This is a genomic window from Bifidobacterium avesanii, from assembly GCF_009299475.1.
In the GTDB taxonomy this organism is placed as follows: Bacteria; Actinomycetota; Actinomycetes; order Actinomycetales; family Bifidobacteriaceae; genus Bifidobacterium; species Bifidobacterium avesanii.
In genome coordinates, this window is record NZ_WBSN01000026.1 from 1 (window position 1) to 25,183 (window position 25,183).

The window sequence follows — 25,183 nt, forward strand, 5'->3', positions numbered from 1 at the left end:
GCATGTGTTTGCTGACCGGCGTATGCGGGGTTTAGAATGGTGGTGCTTCCCGTTGGGAAGCCGGCATGGGCTGCTGTCCCTGCCGCGCCGTGCTGGTGTTCGCACCTCCTGCATGGCTTTATGCCCCGGTGCTTATGCGCTTAGGCATCATGGTATATATCCTTATTGGTGAATAAAGTGAGGGCCACGCGTTTCAGGACGCGTGGCCCTTCGCATATGCTGGGAATCGGGGCGAGGACGTCACCGTGACCTGTCGTTTTCACATGGCTTGGACGGTATTTAGCCGCGCAGGGTCCAGCGTCCGCCGCCGACGCCCACGAGGCGCGGGTCGGCCCTCAGGTCGGTCTCCACGGCCGCGGTGTCGTCGTCGGACAGGAGCGCGGCGATCTCCGCGGACGTCATGGGCCGGCCCTCCACGAACAGGATCGCCTCGATCACGTCGCGCAATTGGGCGCACACGATCGCGTGCCCCCTGACCACGACCACGCCGCAGTAGGCGAGCCAGCGGGCCACGGTGCCGGTCGGCACGCCCGAATCGGTGAGGATGTCGTACCCGTCCAGCGTCTTGGGGGAGACGACGCCGTGCCCGTCGGCCTCGCCGCGCAGCGTCTCGAGGAACGCTTGGCGGGCGAACATGAGCGTGGGGGAGGCGACCCAGCCGTCGCGCACCTCGAACGGCGTGCCGCACACGTTGCGGATGAGCCGGTGCAATGGCGTGGACAGTCCCTCCAATCGCTCGCCGAGCTCCGGCATGCGCACGCACGCCTGCACCGTGGTCATGAACGGCACCCTGCCGTCGAACAGCGCCTCGAGCTTCTCCTCGACGCGGTACGTCTCGAGGACGGCCTGCAGCCGGAGTCTGACGGACTTCTCGATGCGCCGCACCTTCTCGCGGCTGATCGAGCAGCGTTCGGCCACCTCCTCGACGGTTTCCGGCTGTTCGAGCATGACGCGGCGGGCGAGCACCTCGAACTCGCGCTCGTCCAGCAGGTTGACGGCGTGCTCCACGCTCTGCGCGAGCGACATCGGCTCCATGCGTTCGCCGGCGTCCGACTCCGGCCGCCAGTCGACGTCGTCGTCGGGCATCGGGTCGTGCGAGAACAGGCCGCCCATCGTGTAGGCGTTGAGCCGTTCGGCGGCCTGGCGCACTCGGTCCGGCATCTCGTCGGTCACGGGCAGCAGGAAGGGTTTGAGGCCGTCTCGGCCGTTCGCCCGCGCCCATACGGCGACGGCGTCCAGATCGGTCCACACGTCGAAGATCGGCGCTTCGCCGCTGTCGTCGCCCGGAAGGATGCCGGGCCGTTCGGCCTGCTGCGCCGCGATCGGTTCTGGAATAGACATAGCCCTACCAGTGTAGCCAACGACGGGGAGAAGCGCGTCGTATCGTGATTCCACGACGCGACTTCAGGAACCGTCCGCTGGAACTCGCGGCCGCGCTATTCGATGTTCTTCATCCGGTATGGGCATCCCGCTTTGGCCAGGCGCTTCATGAGCTGAACGATAACGGCGCTTTGCTTGTCGCTGGGGATCCTGCTGGGAATGGAAGCCGCCACATTCACGCAGCCGCGCTCCTTCTCATCGCCTTCATTTTCGGCAATCAGCCATTGCGCGACGTCTTTCCAGAACTGAGCTCCCATGTTCACCACGGCGGCCGTGTATTCGATGCCGTTGGTCTCACGTTGTTCCTTGGAACTACGACGGTTGCGCCTCCACTCCTCACGCGGGGAGATGAGCTCGTTGAGCCAGGCTTGGTTCCAATTGACATGCAGTTGCTTGACGGCTTCCCAGCATTTCGGCTGCTTGGCCCATTCGCTGATATTGCGGTAGCCCTGCATCGGGTGCATCAGCACCGGATGAACGGCGTCGGCCGCCTCCCGCAGGGCTTGCTTAAATGGCTCGTCCAGCTCCTGCGCGTCCCAGATCAGCTCATAGTCTATTTTCCGATTGGCCTGTCGGGCGGCCTCCGCGACAAGACCGATCGCGAGCACGACATGCTGCGAACGATAGCCGCCGGCCTCATACCATGCCATCTGCGGAATGATCTTCTCGGCGGTGTCCCAAATGATCTTCTGCGCAATTAGCGTCTTGTAGTAGTATTCGTTGAACTGGGTGTTGTCCTCTGTCCATTGCTCGGTGATATCCTTCGCGAATTCGGCGAAGTTCTTCTGCGCTCCTCGGTTGACGTAGTACGCCTTATCGGTCCAGACCATGGCATATTTCGCCAAGTCGGTTTTGGCGAACTTCTGGCTCTTGGGATATTCGGCGAGGAATTTGTTCTTATCGGCACGGGACATGTACGCTTGCGCATCGCCATACTGGCCGCGAGCTCGCTCGTAGAACCACTTAGTCTGGTTGAAGCTCCCTTCTTGGGCTGGGGCGAGGATTCTCCGCGAAAAGGATTCGATACGCACGTGGAACGGGTGATTCGCGAACAGGTCGGCTTGGGACACCTTGTTCTGACTGTTGGCATACTCCGATATGCGGGGAACAAGGTCTTCCGCCTGCTGGGGGTCCACGATGCTGAGCTTCATCTGGACGAAGACCTTGCTGAGGTCTTTTCCGGCCCGATATGCGGCATAGATGGATGCGGTGGTCTGACCGCCGTTGACGATCTGCAGGTTGTCGAGCGACAGGATGTTGAGGCCGTCGCGCGTCATCTCGGTCTCGATATGCTCGGCGGTTGCGGTTATCCCGTTATTGAAAGAGAAGAACAGTTCGGGTTCGCTCTCCAATGTGCGTTTGATGCCCTTGTTGACGTTGCTGCGCGCTTGAAGGAAGACTCGCACGTTCTGCTCGAGCAGTCGCGCGCCCCAGCGATCGTAGATGCGGGCCAAGTCGTTGCCCGGTACCGCGGCGAGATAGACGGGGTTCGCCGCGTTCGGTGCGCTGGCGAGCAGCGCCCGCAGGGGGTGAAGCGGTTTCTCCCCGAAGTTCACGCGAAGCGGCTCCTGACCGTTCATGGACTTGCTGAGGGCGAAGAGCCGCCTGATGTCCCATACGCTGTAGTTGACCGACCGGTTTTGGTAGTCGCCTGCGGTTTTGCCGTCGATGCGGCTGCTGAGCGCCTTGTTTGTCAGCAGGTAAAGGCGGATCTTGGTGATTCGATTCCATCTCGTATGGATGAGATCGGCCAAGCCGAATCCCGGATCCGATACCTCCAGCGACTTTCTCCACTGTGGTTTGAGCGCGGAGTCGAGGTATCGCATGAGCCGGTTGAAGATGGCGTTCATGTCACGGGTGCCGAGAGTCTGCAAGTCGGCGCCTTGGTGGAAATCCAAGATGATGAGGCCGAGAGTGAGAGGTTCATCGGGGTCGGCCGTCGCACGGCTGTCGAGCGGATCCCCGCAGTACCCGTCAACGCGCAAGTTGCCGTTGGCGGGTTGGTAACTGGCGCGGATGGCCTCATTCATCTCTCCGGAATCGACGAGATAATCCGTGAACTTGTCGAAGAAGATGTCTTCCTTCCATCCGCCTGATTCAGCCTCGTTGACGATGTCTTGGAAAAACTCTTCGGCGAACTGTTCCAATTCGTTCGTTTCAGGCATCAGACTCCCCTCAGCGTGGTCAGAAGCTCGTTCTTCGTTGTTTCGAACTTACCGCATGCATCCAGATTAACGCGGTAAGTCGCATTGGAAATCGCCGGATCAAGTAAGGAGCCATCAATATGGGGGAAGTCATCCGTTACCGAAAACACTCGGGTCATGCCCTGCGACCATGTCATGCCGGAATAGTCATCCACATCGAAATAGCCAGCGGTGGCCAATTTCTCTTCAAAAGCCGATTCCGCCAGAGGGGATGCGATCCGGTTCCTGACACGTTCAACGTACTGCGTCATCGTCAATCCGCTGCCGGCCGCCGACTGGTTGAGCTCCACGACGAAGAGGAACAGACGTTCCTTTTCGTTGACCGTCAGCTGATCGACGGAGCTGATGGTGATATTCGGGGTGCCGGAGCCGCGATTGGACTTCACCTCAATGGCGTCCTGTCCAAAGATGAAATCATGCACCGCCCGATCAGGTCCTACCCACGAGGCAATGACGGTATGTGAGTCGAACGAGGTCAGAAGGTTTTCCAGACAGACCAGCTCGGCGATCAGTCCCTTTTGCTCCTTCGCACCTAGGCCTATACGCTCGGTCCTGAAAAAGACCGACCATCGTTCAAGACGGTGAAGACAGGCCTGTCGCTGGATGTCCTCGGGGATGCTTTGGAGGACGGCGATGATGTCAAGGCACACCTTGAGAAACACGTCCCGCATTGAAGGTTCGGTAAGCTCGAGCATGAGAAGATGGCCCGGTTTGTCCTCCCTGATTCGCATTCCCTTGAATCGCGGCACAGGAGAGGAATCCACGGCGCCCTGATACTCGACAATTAATGCGCGGTTGCCTGACTCGCTGATAGACCAGTCGATCCGACGTCCCTTGGGATTCAGATCGGCGGATACTCGTCTGCTCGGATAGTAGCTGGCGGATGAGATTCCTTTGATACCGCGCCAAGGATCCAATTCAGTCGTCCGGAGCGACATCGTCATCACGCTCCTCACGTGTGTCATCGGGCGTGAAACCGCGCTGCCTCATCATGACGTCGTTGTAGGTGTAATACGTCTCCGCGGGTATGCCGGCCTCCGGGAAGCTGATGCTCCATCCAATGGTCTCCTCGGCATAGTCGTAGGATGGCCATGCGCCATAGTCTCGGACGGCTTTGTTGTTCAACCAGTCCTCTTGATAGTCCTTCTGATCGGCGAATTGCAGGACAACTGGATGAAGGATGAGCAGAGGGCGATCGATGACCTGCCGATAATAGATGTCAGGAATGTTCTTCTTGCCGGGTTTGTCCTTATACTGTTCGCGGAACCGCCGTTCGGCTTGGGTCGCCTGCGCCTTGGTGAGGGTGTCCTTCACCACATCGCGGCTGGCCAAACGACTGTTCCTCGCCATGAACACCGTGTCCGTGGTGTCGGGGCTTGGGCTTCGGAGTTCCCGTTGAACATGCTCGTTGCCGACTTGGAATTGTATGGGCGATTTGCCCGAAGCCACGTAGACGTCCCAAGAGCTGTATCCGTAATCGTCGAGTCTGGAAATGTGACTGACAATCGATGTGGGTGTGGTCTTCGGCGATCGATCACAATTATCGTAGTTGCGGACGAATTGTCTGACAGTGTCGCTCGGCACGTCTCGGAAGAGTAATCCCCTGCCGTAATCGTGTTCCACCGGCCGGCATCCGTGCTTGCCCAGCTCGCTGAGCAGCTTTTCGGCATCGGCAGTGTTGGAGCGGCGACTCATTTCATCGCGGTTGAACGCCACCGTTTCCACGAATGCTCCATCCAAGCTGACCTTCGCGGGCTTGAAGCTTTCTCCGGCGCCCATCTTGTTTCGGGCGGTGATCTCCAAGGCATCCGGATGGGTGCGGACACGCAGCCCGTACTGGTCCGGAGTCGAGTGTGCGTTGCACATGGCGCGGACCTGATCGGTGAGCTCCTTGGTGGCATCGGCGACATAGGCGTACCAGTCCGCCGATTGATGCGTCATCCATATCCTGCAGAGACGCTCATAGCCGAATCGGTATCCAAACCATCGAGCCATCTGCATGAGCGAATCATATGCTTTGGCATTCCTCGCATAGTAGGACACCAGCAAGCCTTCCAGAGTCAATCCGCGGGACAGACGGTAGCCGCCGATGGCGATCACGCGCTGTGCCCCGTGCTCATAGTCCAGTGTGTCGTTGGATTGGGAGTTGATCTCCACTAGATGCATGGGCCGCAAGGTCCTTGTGAGCGAATGCTGTATGTCTCCCCATGTGAACTCACCCTGAGGATATTGCTTTTCCCACGTGGACTTGATCTCCTGTAGCAGCAGACTGGCTGCGAGAGCATGTCTTTCGGGAAGCGCGGCGAATGATTTGACCGCGTTCTTGCACTGGTCCAAGTAATCCTCGACGAGGTAATACACAGAATGTTGCACGGATTTGTACGGCGACATGTTGATCATCATTGACATGTGCTCGTCGGAATCATCTGACAGAACACGAATGGCGCAGGCTACGATGAACGTTCTGATGGCATCCTTCAAGCTGTCGGGCAGAGTATCCAGAACGTCACCGCTTCGGCGCTTTATGCCGCGTGATTCGTCATCGTCATCAATCCAGCGAAGATATGTCGGCGTTCCGGCGTCCTTATCGGCGAAAACCTTTTCCGCACCGAAATACGCATCGGACTGCTCGAGCGTATAGATGAAACTCCGCGGGAAGATGTCGTCACCCTTCTCATCATCATGACTCGTGGAATCGATGAGCACATTGGCGAACGGCGTGGCCGTGTATCCAACATAAGCGCTTTTGGAGAACAGTCGCAGAATACCCCTGATTTGTCCATTAATTTTAGAGATGTCACCCTTGCTGTAAGAGATATTGATAGATGCGTTGTCTGCTTCGTCATCAATGAGCAGCAAGGGCCCGTCATCCTTGCAGTTGGCCTCTAGCCAGAGGGAAATCTCACGTAGTGAATTGACGTTCTTCTTAATAACAAATACCAATGGTTCACTTACATGCGCAGAGCGGAGACCACGCCAAGAATTCTCTCTGTCTTTGTTGAAATCATGAATGCGGGATGTTCCTGGTACCGGTGGTCTTTTCCCTCTGCTGCCAATACCGACCCCAACAGGTTTGTTCGCAACCATGTCATAGCCAATAAAACCGTCTTCAATACGCTCCTGCGTCTGATTGCGAAGTACGTTGTAGATGCCCGCCATAACGATGATTACCTTGTAACCGACATCAGCCGCTTTCGTAATCAATCCAATGTAATTCGCGGTCTTTCCGGATTGCACGGAGGCAATCACCAAGCCGCGGCGATCGAACGGCTGGTCGGATTTCGGATCGGCGATCCTGTCGAGGATGTTGTCCGTGTCCTCGTTCATCGAGCGAATCGTTGACTCGTTCCAATGCTTGCGTTCGCGCAGGTATTTGCGGTAGCGGTCCCAATAAAACCAAGTGATGTCGTTGTCTAGCTTGCGCTCGTTCAACCAAGGCTTGGTGTCTTCATCCTGATAACCAAATCCCACAGGCTTGAAGTAGCTTTCTCGTTCCTCGTACTCTTTGACAAGCTTGTCGATGAACTCCTTAGGGTCGGCGAGGTGGATCTCCCCAAAATCCGTCATGATCAGAGGAGCGCACTGAAACCACCTTTGGAACTTGTCCCTGATGATATCTTCGGTAATCAGGCCAGACTCGGAGCCTTGTTCCTGCATTTTATCGAGGTCACGCGCGACGTTCTCGTACATCCAGTCGGATAGATCCTTAATGCTGGTCATGATTCCTCTATTCCTAATGCCGAAAGGGTTTCGTCCCATCGACTGCGATACGGCTCTATCGAACGCATGGAGTCGAGTGCTTCCTCCTCATCCTTGAACTGAGTAAGGGCCGCATAAAACATCCGAACGTTCATCGCGAAATCATCATTCGACATGTGCTGCGATTCCACGGCATCGGCATTGTTGGAAATGTCGTAAAACAGTGCTTCCGTGGGGAGCATTGCCCCGATGAATGCCATCAGCGAGTCAAACCTTTTCCTCAATGATCCGTCCAGTTCGTCGCCGAACGTGCGCACTAGGGGATGATCCATGTTGATGCCATAGGTCGTCTTTTCCCCGTTTTCGGAGCGGGTCCACACGGGATAGACGTCCGGACTGGTGAGACGGGCTCCGCGTCGGCTGTACACCTTGCGAGACGGCGCGCCGATCGTCTGGATGAGGGCCCTGACGCGTTTGCGCACGATTTCGGGCATCTGGGCGGAAACCTTTTTGACGTCGATCTTCCACGTCTCGTCTTGGTTGGTGCCGATGTCGATCTTCACTCGGGTCAGCTGCGTCAGTGCGGTCTTCTTTGCGAGTCCGAACCATGTGCCGAAGATGATGAGACGTTTGGCTCGGTACAGGTAGACGCCCTGATTGCGCAGATAGCCGCCGCGGAGGCCGTAGCGCTCATATTCGTTGCGATCGGAGTACGTTGAGATGTGGGGCAGCGTGAACGAGCGCAGCGTGACGCCGGGACAGACGACCTCTTCGGGGGACGCTTGGGTGGCGTCATTGGACATGTTGAACGGATCCAATGGCTCCAGATCATGGGCGTTGAAGGATATGCGCAGGCTCTTGGTCCCCTTCTCCTTCGCGAGGAATCTGTGGAACACCAAGGAGAGATGGTCCTGCGCCTCGCTGATGACGCGATCATAGTCCACGCGGCCGGATCCGTTGTCGCCGGTAAGGCGGTCGACCTTCTCCCACAGCACGAGCGTGCCGGTATCCGGCATCGTGTCGTATCCGAAGATCTCGTCATAGTCGGTTCGTTCCAGTACGGACCATGAGTTCTCCCGCACGACCGTGTCGAGATCCCACGTGAAGGCGGAGGTCTCGCCGTGCTGCCGGGAGACCACCGTCAGACGGCGACACTGCGAGAATGAGGCCGTCTTCAGCCCCAATCCGAAACGACCCAGATCGTCATTGGCCCTTTCGTCTCTCGGGTTGGAACTGCCCAAGCGCATTGCGCGGAGAAGCGCGTTCCTGTCCAAGCCCTCCCCGTTGTCGAGAATCGAAACTCTGAACGAGTCGTCCACCGGCAACGCCATGATGTTGATTTCCGACGCGTTCGCCGTGATGGAGTTGTCGATGATGTCCGCGAGGGCGCTTTCGAACGAGTAGCCGATGTCACGCAGACTTTCAATGAGAATCCCCGGCTCCGGAGTCAGCTCGATTTCATCCGCCATGACCCCGGCTCCTATCTTTTCTCGCTCGACTTGCCATCAATTATAAAGGGATGGACGCTTTCCCGTGATGATTCGGCTTCGCTTATTTTCAGTTATTTGAATCGCTCCGATGGGCTTCCGCATCGAAATAGTTTTCCGCATACCTGCCGAGGCATCGGGCGACGATCTGGGCTATCTGATTCGCCAAGAGCGGGGGAACGGCGTTGCCCACCTGCTGGAACTGAAGGGTGCGGTTCCCCTCGAAGAAATAATCATCCGGGAACGTCTGCAGGCGTGCCGCTTCACGCACCGTCAGGCTGCGGCACTGGCGGAAGTCCGGATGGATGAAGTAATGGCCGTCCTTGGAGATGTGCGAGGTAATCGTAGTGGAGGGCGCGTCATACAGCTGGGGGCGGAAACGGTCGGCGAACTCGACGGTCTTCAGCCTGTGCTCGGACACCGACTGCTCGACGTTCCTGTGATTGGGCAGCAGATATGCCGGGAAATCGTCCAACTTCGCGGCCTTGCCGTGAACCGCCGCATAGGCGGCGCAGAACAGATACCGGTCAAGATCCGACGCCATGTGCGATCGCGCCGCATGATTCGTCAGCAGACGAGACCCGGCGTCATCCAACCGGCCGCGGTACCAGTCGCTGAGCAGGTTGCGGCCCTCGTCGTCAATGTGATCCGAATAACACATGGACGGAAGATCCGCCGCGGTCAGACCTGACAGTTGTTCGGCCAATTGCGGATCACCGCAATGGAGCGATTCGTACCGGGCGGCATTGAGCACGTAGTCATCCCAGTTTTCCTTGATGTAATCCCGGCTTCGGCGCGAGAAATCACTGCGCAGCGACGGTATGCCCAGAAGCGCATCGCGGACCGTGGATGGGTGGTGAGAAGGACGAAGCTGGTCGGGGACAAAGTCGTGATCCTTCCGAATCCCCAATAGAATCACACGATGCCTTGCTTGGGGTATCCCGTATTGTTCCGACCTCACTATGTAATCGGATGATCTGCGGGGATCATCAACTACCAGCGAATGAAGGTTGTATCCGGCCTTGTCGATGTCGGCGCGGATCATGCCGAGCACGCCCTCATTATGCAGCCTTGCCGACAGGATGCCCTTGACGTTCTCCATGACGAATATGTCCGGCTGCAGCCCTTCCAAGAAGCTCAGATAGCACTTATACAACGTCTGCTTTACATCGCCTTGCAAGGTTGGGTCGTTGGTTCGTCTGGCGCGGCCCACCAGCGAATACGCTTGGCAGGGTGGGCCTCCGATAATGACCGTGTAGCCGCTGTAGCCTACAAGTCTCCTCTTGGCCTCTTCAACGTAGGAGGGATCGCCCTCCACAAGCTTCCCCTGCACTGCTTCGTGGTCGGCATACGCCCATTGATCCGGGAACGCCTTCTTGAGGTCTTCCAAATGAGCCGCGTCGGGATTGGCCATGTATGCCAAGTATTGTTCCGGAATGCGGTGATGCAGATCGTAAATCTTACGGAAAAACGAGCGCAACCTCAGCGTGCTGTGCGCCGACTTCTCCATTTCCACGGACATGACGATCTGGAAGATGCGTTCGCCGTCGGCGTCCAGCAACGAGGAAAACCCCTCGCCCAGCCCGCCGGGTCCGGCGAATAAATCAATGACGCGTATCTTCTCGCTCATGTCCGTTCTCTCACACTGTTCCACAGGTCAATTCATTGCCTGGAGTTTACCAGGTGATGAGCGGCGCAACAACAACCATGCGGTGTCAGCTTAATTCGGCAGGAAAACTCCGGACGGCGAAATCGATAGGTATCCGGCGGTGTGGAGCTTCGACACCGTCAGCCCCGGCGGGCCGAGCACGAAGCTCGCGATGCCCAAGGCCTGTCTTCCCTTCTCGCCACGGCGCTGACAGTTGCGGCCGGAGTCCGGTTATCATGCGTGTCTGTCGGCTCCCCGTCCGCCGGATGCAACGCTGAAAACGCCTCGTCCCTGCTGCATCCGCGGGACGGAACGGGCTGAGAGGAGACTGGCGTCACCGCGCACGGCCCCGCGCTTCAGCGTCTCCAGCGCGAACCAGACGCGGGAGACGTCGCGGACGTCGCCGAGGTCGACGCCGAGGATCTGCTCGATCCTGTCCATGCGGTTTTCGATGGTGTGCCGGTGGACGCGCATCCTCTCAGCGCAGGCGGCGACGTTCATCGACGTCTCCATGAGCGCCCGCAGGGTCTGCAATAGCGTCATCCTGGTCTGCGACTGACCCCGTCCCCTGATCAGGGGAGCCAGCACGCCGAGTGCGTAGGTCTCCGCCACCTCCGGCTCCACGATGTCGACCTGGGACAGGTCGCCGATGTAGCCCGCGGAATCGGATCCCACCACGTCCGCCGCGCGCCGGAGCGTCCGCACCCTGACGTCGATGCGCGCCTGATCGACGGCGCCGACGATGTGTTCCCACAGGCACGGCCGGGAGACGCCCACCACGGGAAGACCGTCTCCGTCCGCCGCGCCCGCCAGCTTCCGGTACGCCGGCAGGTCCTGCCGCGAGCAGATGATCCATAGCCGGTCGTCGTAGTCGCCGAACACGACCGGTGACGTCTGTCGCGCGCCAGCCGTCGGGGAGCCGCCGTACCCCGTTTGTGTGGAAAGCCGCCGGTAGAGGTCGTCCCGCGCGTTCTGGGAGGCCGAAACGCAGATCACACAGACGGGACCCTGCGGCAGCGCGCCCCACAGGTCCGCGGCCATGTCGCGCAGGATGTCCACGTGCCCCAGCGCGAGTGCGCGCAGCATGACCGCCCGCATGTGGCGCTGGCGTTTGTCCATGGCCTCGCGCTGCGGGAGGCATGCGGAGAGTATCTCGGCCGCCACGATCACGATCGAGCGGAACGCCATGTCGGTCTCCTCGGGGGCCCGGATGCCCGCAAGCACGAAGCCGTGGGCTGACTGGTCGGCGCCGCGGACCTCGGAGGCGCAGTAGTCGTAGCCGTCCTTGAGCAGGAACATGGTGCGCGGGGCGTTGCCCTCGTGGCCGCTGTTGCGCTGGGCGAGCATCTCGACGCCGAGCTGTTCGGCCTGGGCGCGCGGGGCGATGTGGGAGATGTCCGCCACATATCCGTCCGGTCCGAGGAACGCCGCCCATCCGCCTATGGACTCCGCGGTCCGCAGGATGACGGAATGCAGCGGATACTCATCCTTGGCGGCGGAAATCAGCCGCCGCTGCGCCGCATACGTCGTCCTCATGAGCCGGTGCTCGTCCTCGGCGAGGGACCGGGAGACGGCCCGGACGATGGACTGGAACGGGACGTCCAACGGCACCTCGAACAGGGGGAGCCCCTCCTGCCTCGCGGCGTCGATCAGCGGCTTCGGTACCGCATCGTGCTCCACGCCCACGCCGAACCCGCATGCGAGCACGCCGGCCTCGAACATGCCCTGCACGTAGTCGCGGCACATCCTGCGGTACGCGGCCGGATCCGGGGCGCCGCCATCCTTGCGCTCCGGATCGGCTTGGGCCGGTGCGGTAGGGGACTGGCGCCAATGGGGAAGGTTCAAACCCGTGGTCAGCAGGATCTCGCCCGGCTCGGAGAACTCGCGGGACTTGAGCAGCTCGCTCTGGTGCACCCACACGACCTTGCGGTCGAGGTAGCCGGGCAAGCCTTCCACCACGAGATGCAGCCGGAGCTCCTTGCGGGACAGGAGATCGGAAACGGTAAGGGACATGTGACCAGTATGTAATTTCCTGTATTACCGGTCCATTTTTCAGAATTTACATGGATGTTATGGCCATTGGGCCGCCCTCCGCAGGTCCATAGGATGACAGTCACAACCCGGAAGCCACACCCGCAGAAATCAGCGGATGCCAGACAGGACGGGGCGTCGCACCAAACCGCAAGGAGTCATCATGGCCATCACATTCGAAGAGTACAAGCAGTACCTGTCCCCGGCGCTGGCCAAAGCCACCAGCCTCGTTGTGGAGAGGGGCGAGGGCGCCTACCTGTGGACCGTCGACGGGACCAAGTACCTCGATTGGGTGCAGGGCATCGCGGTGAACGCGCTCGGCCACGGCAACCCGCGCGTCGTCAAGGCGGTCACCGAGCAGGTCGGCAAGCTGATCACCGCGTCGTTCAACATGGTCAACTACCCCACCACGCTGGAGCTCGCCAAGCGCATCGCCGAACTGGCGCCCGGCGAACTGTCCAGCTTCTTCTTCTCCAACGGAGGCGCCGAGGCGACCGACGGCGCGCTGAAGCTGGCCCGCGCCTATACCAAACGCACCGGCATCATCGCCTTCAAGGGCTCGTTCCACGGCAGGACCTACGGCTCCATCTCCGTGACGGCGTCCAACTCGAAGTACCGCAAGTTCACGGAGCCGATGGTCGGCGGCATCCACTTCGCGACCTATCCGTCGGTCGATCAGTGTCCCAAGGGGTATGACGAGGAGCAGCGCAGCGCGTGGGCGCTGCAGGACGTCCAGCGCATCTTCGACTTCATCAGCGCGCCGGACCAGACCGCCGCCATCCTCGTCGAGCCGGTGCAGGGCGAGGGCGGCTACGTGGTCCCCCCGAAGTCGTTCCTCCAGGGGCTCCGCAAAATGTGCGACGAATACGGCGTGCTGCTGATCTTCGACGAGATCCAGGCCGGCTACGGGCGCACCGGCAGGATGTTCGCCTCGGAGAACTTCGGCGTCGTGCCCGACATCATGACGCTCGGCAAGGCGATAGCGGGCGGCATCCCGGCCTCCGCGGTGGTCAGCACCCCCGAGATCATGGAGGAATGGCACCCGGGCATGCACGGCGGCACGTTCGGCGGGAACCCGGTCATGGGGGCCGCGGGACTCGCCGTCCTCGACGAGTTCAGGGAGAAGGACGTGCTCGCCAACGTCCGCGAGCAGGGCGCCTACCTCAAGTCCAGGCTCGAGGAGCTCAAGGACAAGTACCCCATCATCACCGACGTGCGCGGCCTCGGCCTGATGCTCGCCATCGAGCTCGACCACGCCGACGGGCGCCCCGGCGGCGACCTCGTGGAGACCATCCGCCACGAGGCGCTCAAGCGCCACATGCTCACGCTGTCCTGCGGCGTCAAGGGGAACGGCATGCGCATGGCCACCCCGCTGAACGTCACCCGGGACGTCATCGACGAGGGCATCGCCATCCTCGACGAATGCGTCGCCGTCGCCCAGAAAACCGACTGACCGCCTCGGCCGGCGAAAGCTCGCACAAGCAGGAGGACTGAACCATGGGCACTCCCAAAATCGTGTACTACAACATCTCGGACGACCTCGAATACGAGAGGTCCCTGCTGGACAAGTGGGGGATCTCGGACAGGGTCGACCTCGTCGAACGCAAGACGGGTCGCGGCGACGACGAGGACTTCGTCGCCGCCGCGGGCGACGCCGACGGCGTGGTGGTCGAGTACTACCAGATCACGGGCGCGGTCATGGACCGGCTGCCGAAACTCAGGGTGGTGGGCCTGCAGTCCATAGGCACCAACATGGTCGACAAGCCCGCGGCCACCGCGCACGGCATCGCGGTGACCAACGCCCCGGGGTTCTGCGTGCAGGAGGTCGCCGCGACCGCCGTCGGCATGATCATCGACCTGGCCCGCAAGATCACCTACTACGACCGCGACGTACGCCGCGGCAACTGGGAGCCGCTCGACGGCCCGATGCCCCACCGCCTCGCCGGCATGACGGTCGGACTGGTGTTCTTCGGCGGGATCCCGCGGCTCATGGCCCCGATGCTGCGGGCGCTCGGCATGAACGTCGTCGCGTTCGCCCCCACGAAGACCGAGGAGTTCCTCGCCGGGTACGGCGTGGCGAAGGCCGATTCCCTGGACGATCTGCTCGCGCGCTCCGATTTCGTGTCCATCCACACGCCGCTGATCGAGGAGACCCGGCACCTGATCGGGGAGAGGGAACTGGGGCTGATGAAGCCCACGGCCTTCCTCGTCAACACGGCGCGCGGCGCGGTGGTGGACGAGCGGGCCCTAGTCGCGGCGCTCCGGGACGGGACCATCGCCGGCGCCGCGGTGGACGTCATCGAGGACGAGGACAGCGAGCAGTCCAAGCTCAAGGAGCTGGACAACGTCGTCATCAACCCGCATGCGGCCTTCCTGTCCGAGGAGTCGTTCTATCAGGCGCGCGCCATGGCCCTGGAGGGCATGGTCGACCTGCTGGTGGACGGCAAGGCGCCGCGATATCTGGTCAACAAGGGCTGGCAGCCGCGCTGAGCGGCGCGGCCGTAGGAAAGGGAGACTGCGATGAGGGCTGCGGTATACGAAGGCGAGCGAACCATCCGGCTCGAGGACGTCCCCGACCCGCGGATCGAGGAACCGACCGACGCGGTGGTGCGCATCGAACAGGCCGCCGTCTGCGGTTCGGACCTGTGGACCTACCGGGGCATGGGCGCCGGCCCCGGCACGCGCATCGGCCACGAGTTCGTCGGCACGGTCGAGGAGACGGGGCCGAAGGTGACGTCGGTCCGCCCCGGCGACTGGGTCATCGTCCCGTTCCGCTACAGCTGCGGCCAGTGCCGCTTCTGCCGGCGCGGCCTGCAGTCCAGCTGCGTGCGGGGAGGGTTCTGGGGGCGCGAATGCGCTGACGCCGGGCAGGGCCAGAAGGCCCGCGTCCCGTTCGCGGACGGCACGCTCGTCAGGGCGCTTCCCGACGGGTCGCGGCCGGAGGAGTCGCTCGTCCCGTCCCTGCTCATGCTGTCCGACGTGTTCCCCACCGGATACCATGCGGCGCTCCGCGCCGGCATCAAGCCCGGGGACACGGTGGTCGTGGTCGGAGACGGGGCGGTGGGCGTCAACGCGGTGCTCGCGTCCAGGCTGCTGGGCGCGGGGCGCGTGATCAACGCCGGAAGCTCGCACGGCGACCGCAACGCGCTGGCGAGACGCTTCGGTGCCGACGAAATCGTCACGGAGCGCGGCGAGGACGCGGTGCGCGCCGTCGAGGAGCTCACGTGCGGCCGGATGGCCGACGCCGTGCTCGAATGCGTCGGCACGCCGGCCTCCTTCGCCACCGCGCTGCGCCTCGCGGCCCCCGGCGCGACGGTGAGCTACGTGGGCCTGCCCCACGGCGTCGACGTGCCCATGGCCCCGCTGTTCTCGCGCAACGTCACCATCACCGGCGGCATCTGCCCCGCCCGCGCGTACATTCCCCGTCTTCTCCCCCTGGTGCTGGACGGGATCGCCAAACCGGGCGACGCGCTCACCGGAAGGTACTCCTTCGGGGACCTTCCTCGGGCGTACGAGGACATGGACGCGCGCCGGACGCTGAAGGCGCTCGTCGACGTGGACCCCCGGGCGTAGGAACGCGTCCGGCCGCCGAAGCTTCGAGAAAGGACAGGAAAATGAACATCGTCGTCCCGGTGCTGATGGGATTGCCGCTGACCGTGCTGCTCACGGCCGCCGCCTTCGCCGTCGGATTCGTGCTGGCGGTACCGCTGTCGCTGATGAGCACGTCGCGCAACGCGCTGCTCCGCCTGCTCTCGCAGCTGATCATCTGGCTCGAGCGCGGCGTGCCGCCGCTGGTGTGGCTGATGATCCTGTACTTCGGCGTGCGGGTCGGCGCGGTGCGCCTGTCCTCCATGCAGGCGGCGATCCTCGGCCTGAGCGTCGTCTCGATGGGCTACCTGTCCGAGATCCTCCGCTCGGGGTTCATGGCGATCCCCGCCGGGCAGTACGAGGCCACGCGCGCCTTGGGACTGGGGTACTGGACCAGCTACTCCCGGGTCATCTTCCCGCAGGCCATCAAGCTCATGGTCCCCTCCTTCACCACATACTTCATCGGCCTGATGAAGGACTCGTCGCTCGCCTCCTCGATCGGCGTGGCCGAAATGGTGTTCCAGGCCAGCAAGGTGGCGAGGCGGTCCCAAGTCGGCATCACGCCGTTTCTGGTGGCCGCGGTGTTCTACATCGCCGTGAGCATACCGATCGCAATCGTGACTCGGCGCATGGAAGGCGCCATGAGGGAGGCGAAGTGACATGAAGCAGACGTCATGGATGCAGATATGGGCCCAGGCCCTGCCGGACATGATCGGCGGACTGAGGATCAGCCTGACGCTCACCGCGGTCGTGCTCGTCATCGGGATCCCGTGCGGGCTGGTTCTCTCCCTGGGATCGGGAAGCCGCGCCAAGGCGCTGCGGTGGCTGTGCTACGCGATCGTGGAGATCGGCCGCGGCACGCCGGCGCTGGTGACGCTGTACATCATCTACTACGGATTCCCGGACATCGGGCTGAAGCTCTCCTCGTTCGTGTCGGCCGTCGTCGGACTGGTCATCACCACGGCCGCCTACTCGTGCGAGTACATCCGGTCCGGCCTGCGGTCGGTGCCCCACAGCCAGATCGAGGCCGGCGAAGCGCTGGCCCTGCCGCGAACGGACATTTATCGCAGGATCGTCATCCCCCAGGGCATGCGCATCGCGGTGCCGGCGCTGATGAGCTATTCGATCCAGCTGTTCCAAATGACCTCGCTGACCTACAACATCACCCTGCGCGAGCTGACCAGCGTCTCCTATTCGCTGGGCATGAAGACCTTCCAGTATCTTGCGGTCTTCGTGCTGGCCGGCCTGATCTACGCCGCCATCTCCGGAGTGTGCAGCGCGCTGGTCAAGCTGCTCGAACAAAGACTTTCACTCACGAAGTGACCGGGAAGGAGGATCGAACAAACCATGAACCATTCGCCCGCCGATCCCGACACCGGCGGCCGCCATCACACGGCGGACGGCCTGTGACCCCATGGGCCGTCCCACTCAGAGAGGAACCATCATGAAGAACTTCCATTCGACCATTCGCACCCCCATGGCCATCGCCGCCGCCATCGCTCTGGTGGCCGGGCTCTCCGCCTGCGGATCGGACAGCGCAAACGCGCAGACCGTCCCGGCGGACTGCAAGCCCGCGCACGAATTCAGCACCATCGAAGGCGGCAAGCTGACCATCGCCATTCCCGAGCTGCCGCCGTTCGCCAGCTACCAGGACGGCAAGGCGACGGGCATCGACCCGCAGATCATCGAGAAGATCGCGGCGAAGGAATGCCTTACCCCGGAATACATGCAGACCAGCTTCGCCGAATCCATCCCGGCCGTCCAGTCCGGACGAGCCGACGTGGCCGTCGGCGACTACTACCGCACCAAGGAGCGCGCGGCCGTCGTCGGCATGAGCGATGCGATGTACGCCGACCAGCTCGGCATCGTCTCTAAGAGCGGCACCTCGTCGCTCAAGTCCCTCGAAGGCCAGAACATCGGCACCGTGGACGGATACCTGTGGCTCGACGACGCCAAGGCCATCTGGGGCGACAAGCTCACCATCTACCCGTCCAACGTCGAGATGATCCAGGACCTCGAATCCGGCAGGATCGTCGCCGGCCTGGACTCCTACGCCACCGCCGCCAACTACTCCAAGGGCAAGGACTACACGTCCAAGGTGGCGGACAAGGACGAACGCGTCGCCGCCACGATCGACGGCGTGCAGGCCGGCATCCCCTACACCAAGGAGAACGCGGCCCTCGGCACCGCGCTCAACGAGGACCTCAAGTCGCTGCGTGACGACGGCTCTTTGGCGTCGGTGTTCTCCGGGCTCGGACTGGACACCAGCGCCGTGGAGATCACCAGCAAGCCCATCGAGTAACGGAACGCGGCCCGGCCGGGCCGCCGGCGACTGCGGCGGCCCGGCCCGTTTCGCGTCGGACGATTGAAGGAGAAAACCATGGTTGCGGAGCACAATCCCGACTACATCCTCGAAATAGGCTCGTTGGGCAAGAGGTTCGGCGACAAAACCGTCTTCAGCGACGTCTCGCTGCGCGTCCGTGCCGGCGAGGTGTGCTCGATCATCGGCCCCTCGGGAACCGGCAAGAGCACGTTCCTCAGATGCATCAACCAGCTGGAGACCCCGGACTCCGGCAACATGTGGGTCGCCGGACAGTACATCGAGGCGGGCATGCACCTGTCCGGATCCGACCTCATCCAACTGAGGCGCAACGTGGGCATGGTGTTCCAGAGCTTCAACCTGTTCCCCAACATGAGCGTGCTGCAGAACGTCGTGTTCCCGCAGCAGAAGGTGCTGTCCCGCTCCGCCGAGGAAAGCCGGGACAAAGCGATGGACCTGCTCGGCAAGGTCGGCCTGGCCGACAGGGCCGAAGCGAAGCCCATGCAGCTTTCCGGCGGGCAGCAGCAGAGGGTGGCCATCGCCAGGGCGCTGGCGCTGGAGCCGAAGATCATGCTCTTCGACGAGCCTACGTCGGCGCTCGACCCAGAGGTCGGCCTCGACATCCTCAACATCATGCGCGACTTGGCGAAGAGCGGCATGACCATGCTCGTGGTCACCCACGAAATGGCGTTCGCTCGCGACGTCGGCGACCACCTCGTGGTCATGGGCGACGGGGGAATCCTCGAGGAAGGCGACCCCGACCAGATCATGTCCCATCCGAGCAAGGAACGCACCCGCCGGTTCCTCAGGGCCGTTCTGGGCCGCTGAACCCGCGCCGGCACGACAAACGACGAAAGGAATCATCATGGAAATAAGCACCATCAACATCGGCAGCACCGTCGCCGCGTACAGCCACGCCACCGTCGTCAACGGGCTGATCTTCACGTCCGGCTGCACGCCCCACGATCCGGAGACCGGACTGGTCCGAGGCGAGGGCATCCGCGAGCAGACGAGGTATTCGATAGAGCTGCTCGAACAGATCCTCGCCAAGGCGGGATCCGATTTGGGACACGTCCTGCAGGTGCAGGTGTTTCTGGACGACATCGACAACGACTACGCCGACTTCAACGACGTCTACCAGAGCATGTTCCCCTCGCCGTATCCTCCCCGCGCCACGGTGGGGGCGCACCTGCCCGGCTACAAAATCGAGATGACCGTCCGGGCGGCCGTCGCGTGAGCCGTCGGCGGAGCGAACGATCACGGAACTTCTCTCGTCGGTGCCGTCTTCTTACGAGGGAGACGGCGCCGACGTTTATGGCTGGCCCCAGTCTTCAGGACCGCCTCATCGCCTGTGCCGCATGCAACCGGTCAATTCGCCGCGGTTCCGTCGAGAACGGTTCATTGTAATAATTATTTAATTAATTAGTACAAATAATGCAATCCGCGATCGTCACGCACTTGGTCCGTCTCCCGGAGGGTGAGATGCTGGAATCGATGGGGCGGGGCATCATCACCACAATGGCGATCTTCGGCGCGCTCCTCGTCGCGGGAGCGGGAAAAGCAGACCTCGAACCCGAAGCGGGATCCGGCGGACCGCACCGTCGTCACGTACGGCCCATTCGATCCCGCGGCTTCGTTTCTTCCGAACGACGGCGCGACGAGGGTCCACCGGCGAGTCACGCTTTCGATCGGCACGGCTTTTCTGGTCATCCCCACGGCGGGGCTGGTTTACGGGTTGTATTGTCTTGGGGCATCATTGACGCATGTCTCGGGGCATGGTTGACGGTGTCTCCTGGGACATGGTTTACATCTGTCTCGGGGCATCGTTGACACCGGGCGAGGGCCTGCGCCGCTGGTAGCCGCGTGCGGGGTCGAGCGCCTGCTCGGCGAGGACCTCGCCGGTGGCCGGGTCGACGACGGTGACGACCCCGCGCTCGATGCCGCGCTCCACCGTCCTGCCGGCGTTCTCCTTGCCGATGTTGACGACGATGCGGCGCACGCCCCCTCCACTCGCGCGGACGACGCAGCCGCGCCCGTCCGCCCTGTGCAGCCCCGCGGGGACGGTCATGTCAACGGGCCTGACGCGTCCGGCGCCCGGCCTGCGGCGCACGGGCCTTCCGGCGGCCTCCCGTCCCGCCCCGCGGCGCTCCTCCCCGTTCCGGCCGGCCTGTTCCCGCGCGGCGAGCCCGGGATCGGGCCCGGCCTTGCCCAGCGCCTCGTATGCCTCCCTCGGGGTGCGCCGACCCAGGGCGCGGTGCGGGCGCTCCTCGTTGTACTCGCGCCCGAACGCGTCGAGCTGCTTGTTGAGCGCGTCGAGGTCCGCGGCCAGCGGCCGGGCCGCGAGCCACTTCTTGAGGGTGCGGTGCCAGCGTTCGATCTTGCCCTGCGTCTGGGGATGATAGGGGCTGCCGTTCTTCCGGCGCACGCCCATCAGGGCGAGTGTGCGTTCGAACCCGCCGGGCTCGGCCGAATGCATGCGGGTCGTGTACACGCTGCCGTTGTCGGTGAGCGTGGACGCGGGGATCCCGTACATGGAGCACGCCCGGTGGAACGACTCCTCGATCGTCCTCATCGTGACGGACGCGAACGCATGCGAGTAGAGCAGGAAGCGCGAGTGGTCGTCGAGCCAGGAGACGATCAGCGCGTCCGTGCCGTCGGCGAGGGGTCAGTGGGTGAAGTCCGACTGCCACGTCTCGTTCGGCAGCGCGGCCTCGAACCGCGTGTACGAGGGCCTCGGCCGCTTCCTCGGCTCCGGGCGGACCAGTCCCGCGTCCTTGAGGATCCGGTGGATGGTGGAGTTCGCGGGCGGTTTGACGCCCTCGCGCTCCAGACGGGCGGCGATGGACTCCGGGCCCGAGTCCAGTCCCCTGGAGTCCAGTTCGCGGCGGATCTCGACGACGTGCCGGGCGGTCTTCGGGTCGGTCCTGTTCGCGATGCGGCGGGCGCGTCTGGGGCGTGGCAGGAGTCCCGCGTCGTCTTCCGCCTCCCATCGGTGCTTCAGTTCGTGGGCCCACTGGCGGCTCACGCCGTGGAGGCGAGCGGCCTCGGCGACCGGCATGCCCGAGAGGATCGCGTTGACGATGGCCTTGTTGCGCAGAAACTCGCCGCGCGCCGTCCCGTTGCCGTTGGATTGCGTTGGCTGCTGCTGTGATTGTGTGTCCATACACCGGTCAATAGCCGGTGGCCTGTCAGCCATGCCCCGAGACACCCGTCGGCCATGCCCCAGGACATGGCGTCAACTATGCCTCGAGACATGCGTCAACTATCCGCTCGGCACGACTAGCGCATCCAGTGAGGCTGACGATCTCGTCCATGCTCCGCTCGCGCACTCGCGGCGGGTCGCGCAGTCGGAACACGGTGGCTGGCGCCATGGGGGAGACGACGATTTCCAAGATCAGCTCGCGGTTGGCGGTGAGCCGGCGCGGCCCGCCCGCCCGGGGTCGAGGGGCGTCGTCGGTCATCCGCAGCTGGCGTTGCCGCTTGATGGCGTCCTTCCACAGTTCAATGAACCGCATATCGGGCGAGGGGGGCGGTGTCCGGAATGCGGCTTCGTTGAAGCGGATGTAGCCCAACGTGGGTATGAGTGTGATGCGTGCCGGGCTGCCGGTCGTATATGGCGTGTGCCTCGCACCGGATCTGCTCAATCCGCATGTCTTATTCCTCAAAATGAGCGGAATGCATGCGCTGGTCATTGGGCGACGTGTGTAGCACGGATCTCTTGCCCAATGCATGATGAATCTGGCGCAGGACGAGTGGGAATGGGTGCGGATGAACTGCGCGAAGTTGATCCTAGGCCGGGGAACGGGCGGATCCGAGTGCGGTCCGGAAGACTGTTTCACATGGAATTTTCAGGTAAATCGGACGTTGCTTTGTGATTCGTGCGGTTATATGAAGTCACGGCCGCAAGGCCCGCATAACTGAATCCCTTCTTCTCTCTTCTCTCCAAGCCCGGCCCAACCCGCCGGGCTTTCTCTTTTGCTTTGCCTGCCCGTTGTGTCGTTGTGCCGCTGTCCGTTGCTCAATGTCGCTTCCCGGCGTCCGCTCCGTATACGCGTATATGAAATATGCGGTTTGGCGGTTTGCTCGAGGTCTCTTCCGTATACGCGTATACGAAAGAGACGAGTATCGATGAGTCGCAAGGTCAATTTCGTATACGCGTATACGGGATGCGCAGATAGGGAATGGCCCCGGCGTTGTTTCCGTATACGCGCATATGGAAATGGCACTGGATCACATTATCCAAAAGCCCGGGCGTGGCGAGACGGAAGGATGCGCACGAGGCCGTGCGGCGGGCGTGCATGGCGGCCGTGCACCGTGGGCGTGCGAGTGGCCATTCGCAAAAGCGCGAGGGGAGAACGCGCACGACGGGGCAGAGTAGCGCGAACCGGAGTCGCCTGTTCGGGCGCGGGCGGTTGACGATGGTGGCGGAATGTTGCCGTGCGTGGAGTTGCCATGGGGCGTCATGAGGCTGCCCCGCGGTCGGCCGTGCGGTATTATGAAGTTAACTTCATATGAAGCATGCTTCATGTTTCCGTTCCGGACAGCGAGACGGAGCGCCGAGACGAAAGGCGGTGATGCGGGTCGATGAAGACCAAGGTTCGTGAGTATCGCAGGGCGGCGGGCATGACGCAGCAGGAGCTGGCGGACGCGGTGTTCGTCTCCTCCCGCACGATCATCTCGATCGAGAAGGAGCAGTACAACCCCTCGCTCATGCTCGCCTACCGGCTGGCCCGGGTGTTCGGCGTCACCGTCGAGGACCTGTGCCGGCTCGAGGAAAACAAGCGCATCGACGACGAGGAGAACGGCTATGCGTAATCACAGTGGCAACAATGATGCTGGCAAAGGTGCCGGCGGCAAGGGCGGCGGGCCGTCGGCTCCGCGTGATTCGGCCGGCGTGGCTGGAACCCGTGAAGTGCGTGGGGCGGCACTGGGCCGAATGCGGGGGCAGGTGCGCGCCGTCCCGTTCATCGGCGGTTTTGTCCTGATCATGGCGGCCGCGTTGCTCGGCGGCATTGCGTATGATCGGCCGTCGGTTTTGCCATGGGGTGCCGGCGCGACGGCCGTGATATGCGCGGTGCTGGCCATGGCTGGCGTCGGGCTGGTCGTGCTGAGTTTCGTCCGTCCCCGGCCGTTGGCCGATGACGAACGCGAGCAGATCGTCCGCGCGTCGAAAGCCTCGACGAAGAGCGCGCGACGCATACGGCTGCAATTCCTTGCGGTTGCGGGCGTGCTGTTGGTCTGGGGCGTCGCGTGGATCGTGGCCGGCGGCGTGCGGTTCGGATGGGCCGACGCGGCGTTCTGGAATTGGGCGTCCGGCGGCGTGTGGGCTGTCGCGGCCGCTGCGGTCATAGGGGTGATCGGCGTGCTGCTGGCGCGGAGCGGACGCATTCCGCCTCTGCCGCGCGACGATGAGCGCGAGCAGCTGGTCAAGCTCAAGGCCGATGCGGAGACCGGGCGTGTGATGTACCTCGCGTGCATCCTGCTGGAGGTCGTGCTCAACATGCTGGCCGTCGCCCTCGAATCCGACCCGCTCAGATACATGGGACTCGGCTTCCTGATCGCGTTCATCCTGTATGCCGCGGTTTCCATGATCGCGCGGTCGTACTACGAACGGCGGATGTGAGGGGGGAATCGTCCGCTGCGGGAGGCTATCTGCATAGTCAGGGCGGATTTGGGACTTTGCGGAATGGATAACTTCATAGTGAGGGCGCTTTGACGAGGGGGAATGGCGGTATCGGCTGCCACGCGGCGTTGGAAAATGGCGGTTTTGCGCGGGCGGGTATGGCGCTTAACGGCAGTGGGGCGCCCTGACTATGAAGATATCCATTGTGCAAGGCCCGAAATCCGCCCTGACTATGGAGATTGCCATGCGGCTTGCGCTGCGGATTGCAGGTTCGCGATGGACGCCGTTGCGGTTTGGGCGGTGATGAGGGCATTGGACTGCGTCACAGGCTGCGTCAGACTGCGGCGGGGATTACGCCGGGAATCGTGCCGGGGCCTGCATTCACAGACGATTCCCAGTGTTTCGGCACGTTGCTTTGAGCCGCGTGCGGTTATATGAAGACGTGGCCGCAAGGTCGCAATAACTGAATCCCTTCCTCTCTCTTCTCTCTCTTCAGCCCGGCCCAACCAGCCGGGCTTTCTCTTTGCCTGTTGCGGGTGAACTTGGACTGTTGGACTGTTGGACTGTGACGGCGCGCACCGGGCTGGGGCGTATGGGAGCATGCCCGGATCTGGTTGGGTGAGGCCGTCGCGGTGCGTGGAGATCGCAGGAACGTTGCGGGCGCTGGGGGTGGATAATCAGGTATGGGTGTTGATTCGGAAACTCTTGCCGGGCGTTGGGCAAGTGCGTCCATTGCGCGCGAGTGCGCACGAAACGAGGATTGGCTGACGCGCTAAACCGGTTTATGACCGGGCGGACTGGACGAGGTTGCGGAATCGCTTGAAGAGCGTTGGACAAGTGCGTTCATCAGGAATAATCAGGTGCAAGAGAAAGGCGATGGGGAGTGAATAAGCCCTTGAAACCTCAATGATTTCAAGGGCTGAGAAGTGCCCCCCGTGGGATTCGAACCCACAACCCACGACTTAAAAGGACGCTGCTCTAACCGTTGAGCTAGAGGGGCAACATTTCTAAGATACATGCGGCGACCGGACAAGCCAAATCGGCGTTGCGTTTAAGGCAAATGGTCGGGGTGCGCATGGGGGTGCGGACTTTTTCTTGGACGGCTACACCGCCAGCCCAAGGTGTCTGCGGTATTGCACCGGGCTCATCCAGCCCAGCGACTTCTTGATACGGGTCCCATTGTAATGGGACAGGTAGGCGGCC

21 protein-coding genes and 1 tRNA gene are annotated in these 25,183 nt (G+C 62.4%); 10 read left to right on the top strand and 12 right to left on the bottom strand.

Translation table 11 applies throughout. The annotated features are described in order from the left end of the window. Positions 1-279: 279 nt before the first annotated feature. The 7 genes from DSM100685_RS09825 to DSM100685_RS09855 form a co-directional block, all read right to left on the bottom strand. Entirely contained in the window at positions 280-1,341 is a 1,062-nt protein-coding gene (locus tag DSM100685_RS09825; protein WP_152351162.1) for a sigma factor-like helix-turn-helix DNA-binding protein, read from the bottom strand. A gap of 95 nt (positions 1,342-1,436) precedes the next feature. Beyond that, positions 1,437-3,545: an AIPR family protein gene (locus DSM100685_RS09830; RefSeq protein WP_152351163.1), complete on the bottom strand. Its 2,109-nt coding sequence runs from the start codon at positions 3,543-3,545 to the stop codon at positions 1,437-1,439. Next, positions 3,545-4,528 carry a PD-(D/E)XK motif protein gene (locus tag DSM100685_RS09835; RefSeq protein WP_163201153.1) on the bottom strand — a complete coding sequence of 328 codons (984 nt, stop codon included), beginning with the start codon at positions 4,526-4,528 and terminating at the stop codon, positions 3,545-3,547. Before DSM100685_RS09835 ends, DSM100685_RS09830 begins: the two co-directional genes overlap by 1 nt. Then, a complete protein-coding gene (locus DSM100685_RS09840; RefSeq protein WP_163201151.1) occupies positions 4,503-7,304 on the bottom strand; it encodes a Z1 domain-containing protein in 2,802 nt (933 codons plus the stop codon). Before DSM100685_RS09840 ends, DSM100685_RS09835 begins: the two co-directional genes overlap by 26 nt. Beyond that, positions 7,301-8,752: an ATP-binding protein gene (locus tag DSM100685_RS09845; protein ID WP_152351166.1), complete on the bottom strand. Its 1,452-nt coding sequence runs from the start codon at positions 8,750-8,752 to the stop codon at positions 7,301-7,303. The genes DSM100685_RS09840 and DSM100685_RS09845 overlap by 4 nt, the downstream gene beginning before the upstream one ends. Positions 8,753-8,840: 88 nt before the next feature. Then, on the bottom strand, positions 8,841-10,400 hold the full coding sequence (locus tag DSM100685_RS09850) for a DNA cytosine methyltransferase (RefSeq protein ID WP_152351167.1): 1,560 nt from the start codon (positions 10,398-10,400) through the stop codon (positions 8,841-8,843). A 252-nt stretch (positions 10,401-10,652) separates the two neighbouring features. Then, positions 10,653-12,431, bottom strand: coding sequence for a PucR family transcriptional regulator (locus tag DSM100685_RS09855; RefSeq protein WP_152351168.1), 1,779 nt, complete (start codon positions 12,429-12,431; stop codon positions 10,653-10,655). 181 nt (positions 12,432-12,612) lie between these two features. Between DSM100685_RS09855 and DSM100685_RS09860 the strand changes: the two genes are divergently transcribed. The 8 genes from DSM100685_RS09860 to DSM100685_RS09895 all read left to right on the top strand — a co-directional run bounded on the left by DSM100685_RS09860 (position 12,613) and on the right by DSM100685_RS09895 (position 19,594). After that, a complete protein-coding gene (locus DSM100685_RS09860) occupies positions 12,613-13,902 on the top strand; it encodes an aspartate aminotransferase family protein (protein WP_204314379.1) in 1,290 nt (429 codons plus the stop codon). A gap of 44 nt (positions 13,903-13,946) precedes the next feature. Continuing rightward, a complete protein-coding gene (locus DSM100685_RS09865; protein ID WP_152351169.1) occupies positions 13,947-14,939 on the top strand; it encodes a C-terminal binding protein in 993 nt (330 codons plus the stop codon). 30 nt (positions 14,940-14,969) lie between these two features. Further along, positions 14,970-16,022, top strand: a complete 1,053-nt coding sequence (locus DSM100685_RS09870) for a zinc-binding dehydrogenase (protein WP_152351170.1) — start codon at positions 14,970-14,972, stop codon at positions 16,020-16,022. A gap of 41 nt (positions 16,023-16,063) precedes the next feature. Then, complete coding sequence (locus tag DSM100685_RS09875; protein ID WP_152351171.1) at positions 16,064-16,696, top strand: amino acid ABC transporter permease; 633 nt, start codon at positions 16,064-16,066, stop codon at positions 16,694-16,696. A 1-nt stretch (position 16,697) separates the two neighbouring features. Continuing rightward, positions 16,698-17,360, top strand: a complete 663-nt coding sequence (locus tag DSM100685_RS09880) for an amino acid ABC transporter permease (protein ID WP_204314378.1) — start codon at positions 16,698-16,700, stop codon at positions 17,358-17,360. Positions 17,361-17,481: 121 nt separating this feature from the next. Next, positions 17,482-18,339, top strand: a complete 858-nt coding sequence (locus DSM100685_RS09885; RefSeq protein ID WP_163201149.1) for a substrate-binding periplasmic protein — start codon at positions 17,482-17,484, stop codon at positions 18,337-18,339. A 78-nt stretch (positions 18,340-18,417) separates the two neighbouring features. Next, positions 18,418-19,185 carry an amino acid ABC transporter ATP-binding protein gene (locus DSM100685_RS09890; protein WP_152351173.1) on the top strand — a complete coding sequence of 256 codons (768 nt, stop codon included), beginning with the start codon at positions 18,418-18,420 and terminating at the stop codon, positions 19,183-19,185. Between the two features lie 37 nt (positions 19,186-19,222). Beyond that, positions 19,223-19,594, top strand: a complete 372-nt coding sequence (locus DSM100685_RS09895) for a RidA family protein (protein ID WP_152351174.1) — start codon at positions 19,223-19,225, stop codon at positions 19,592-19,594. A 567-nt stretch (positions 19,595-20,161) separates the two neighbouring features. On the opposite strand, the gene DSM100685_RS11010 is transcribed toward DSM100685_RS09895, so the two are convergent. The 3 genes from DSM100685_RS11010 to DSM100685_RS09905 form a co-directional block, all read right to left on the bottom strand. Then, a complete protein-coding gene (locus DSM100685_RS11010) occupies positions 20,162-20,929 on the bottom strand; it encodes an integrase core domain-containing protein (protein WP_239512753.1) in 768 nt (255 codons plus the stop codon). A gap of 93 nt (positions 20,930-21,022) precedes the next feature. After that, positions 21,023-21,520 (bottom strand): helix-turn-helix domain-containing protein, encoded by a 498-nt coding sequence (locus DSM100685_RS11015; RefSeq protein ID WP_239512752.1) that lies wholly within the window; start codon positions 21,518-21,520, stop codon positions 21,023-21,025. Between the two features lie 76 nt (positions 21,521-21,596). Next, a complete protein-coding gene (locus DSM100685_RS09905; protein ID WP_152351175.1) occupies positions 21,597-21,929 on the bottom strand; it encodes a hypothetical protein in 333 nt (110 codons plus the stop codon). Positions 21,930-22,941: 1,012 nt separating this feature from the next. Between DSM100685_RS09905 and DSM100685_RS09910 the strand changes: the two genes are divergently transcribed. Continuing rightward, the gene (locus tag DSM100685_RS09910; protein ID WP_152351176.1) at positions 22,942-23,172 is read left to right on the top strand and encodes a helix-turn-helix transcriptional regulator; all 231 of its coding nucleotides are present in this window, start codon (positions 22,942-22,944) and stop codon (positions 23,170-23,172) included. Further along, a complete protein-coding gene (locus tag DSM100685_RS09915) occupies positions 23,165-23,980 on the top strand; it encodes a DUF2178 domain-containing protein (RefSeq protein WP_152351177.1) in 816 nt (271 codons plus the stop codon). Before DSM100685_RS09910 ends, DSM100685_RS09915 begins: the two co-directional genes overlap by 8 nt. A gap of 927 nt (positions 23,981-24,907) precedes the next feature. Here the strand turns inward: DSM100685_RS09915 and DSM100685_RS09920 are convergent. Together DSM100685_RS09920 and DSM100685_RS09925 are read right to left on the bottom strand one after the other, a co-directional pair. Beyond that, positions 24,908-24,980, bottom strand: a tRNA-Lys gene (locus DSM100685_RS09920). 103 nt (positions 24,981-25,083) lie between these two features. Continuing rightward, on the bottom strand, positions 25,084-25,183 hold a 100-nt coding region (locus tag DSM100685_RS09925), incomplete at its 5' end, for an IS3 family transposase (RefSeq protein WP_152350281.1).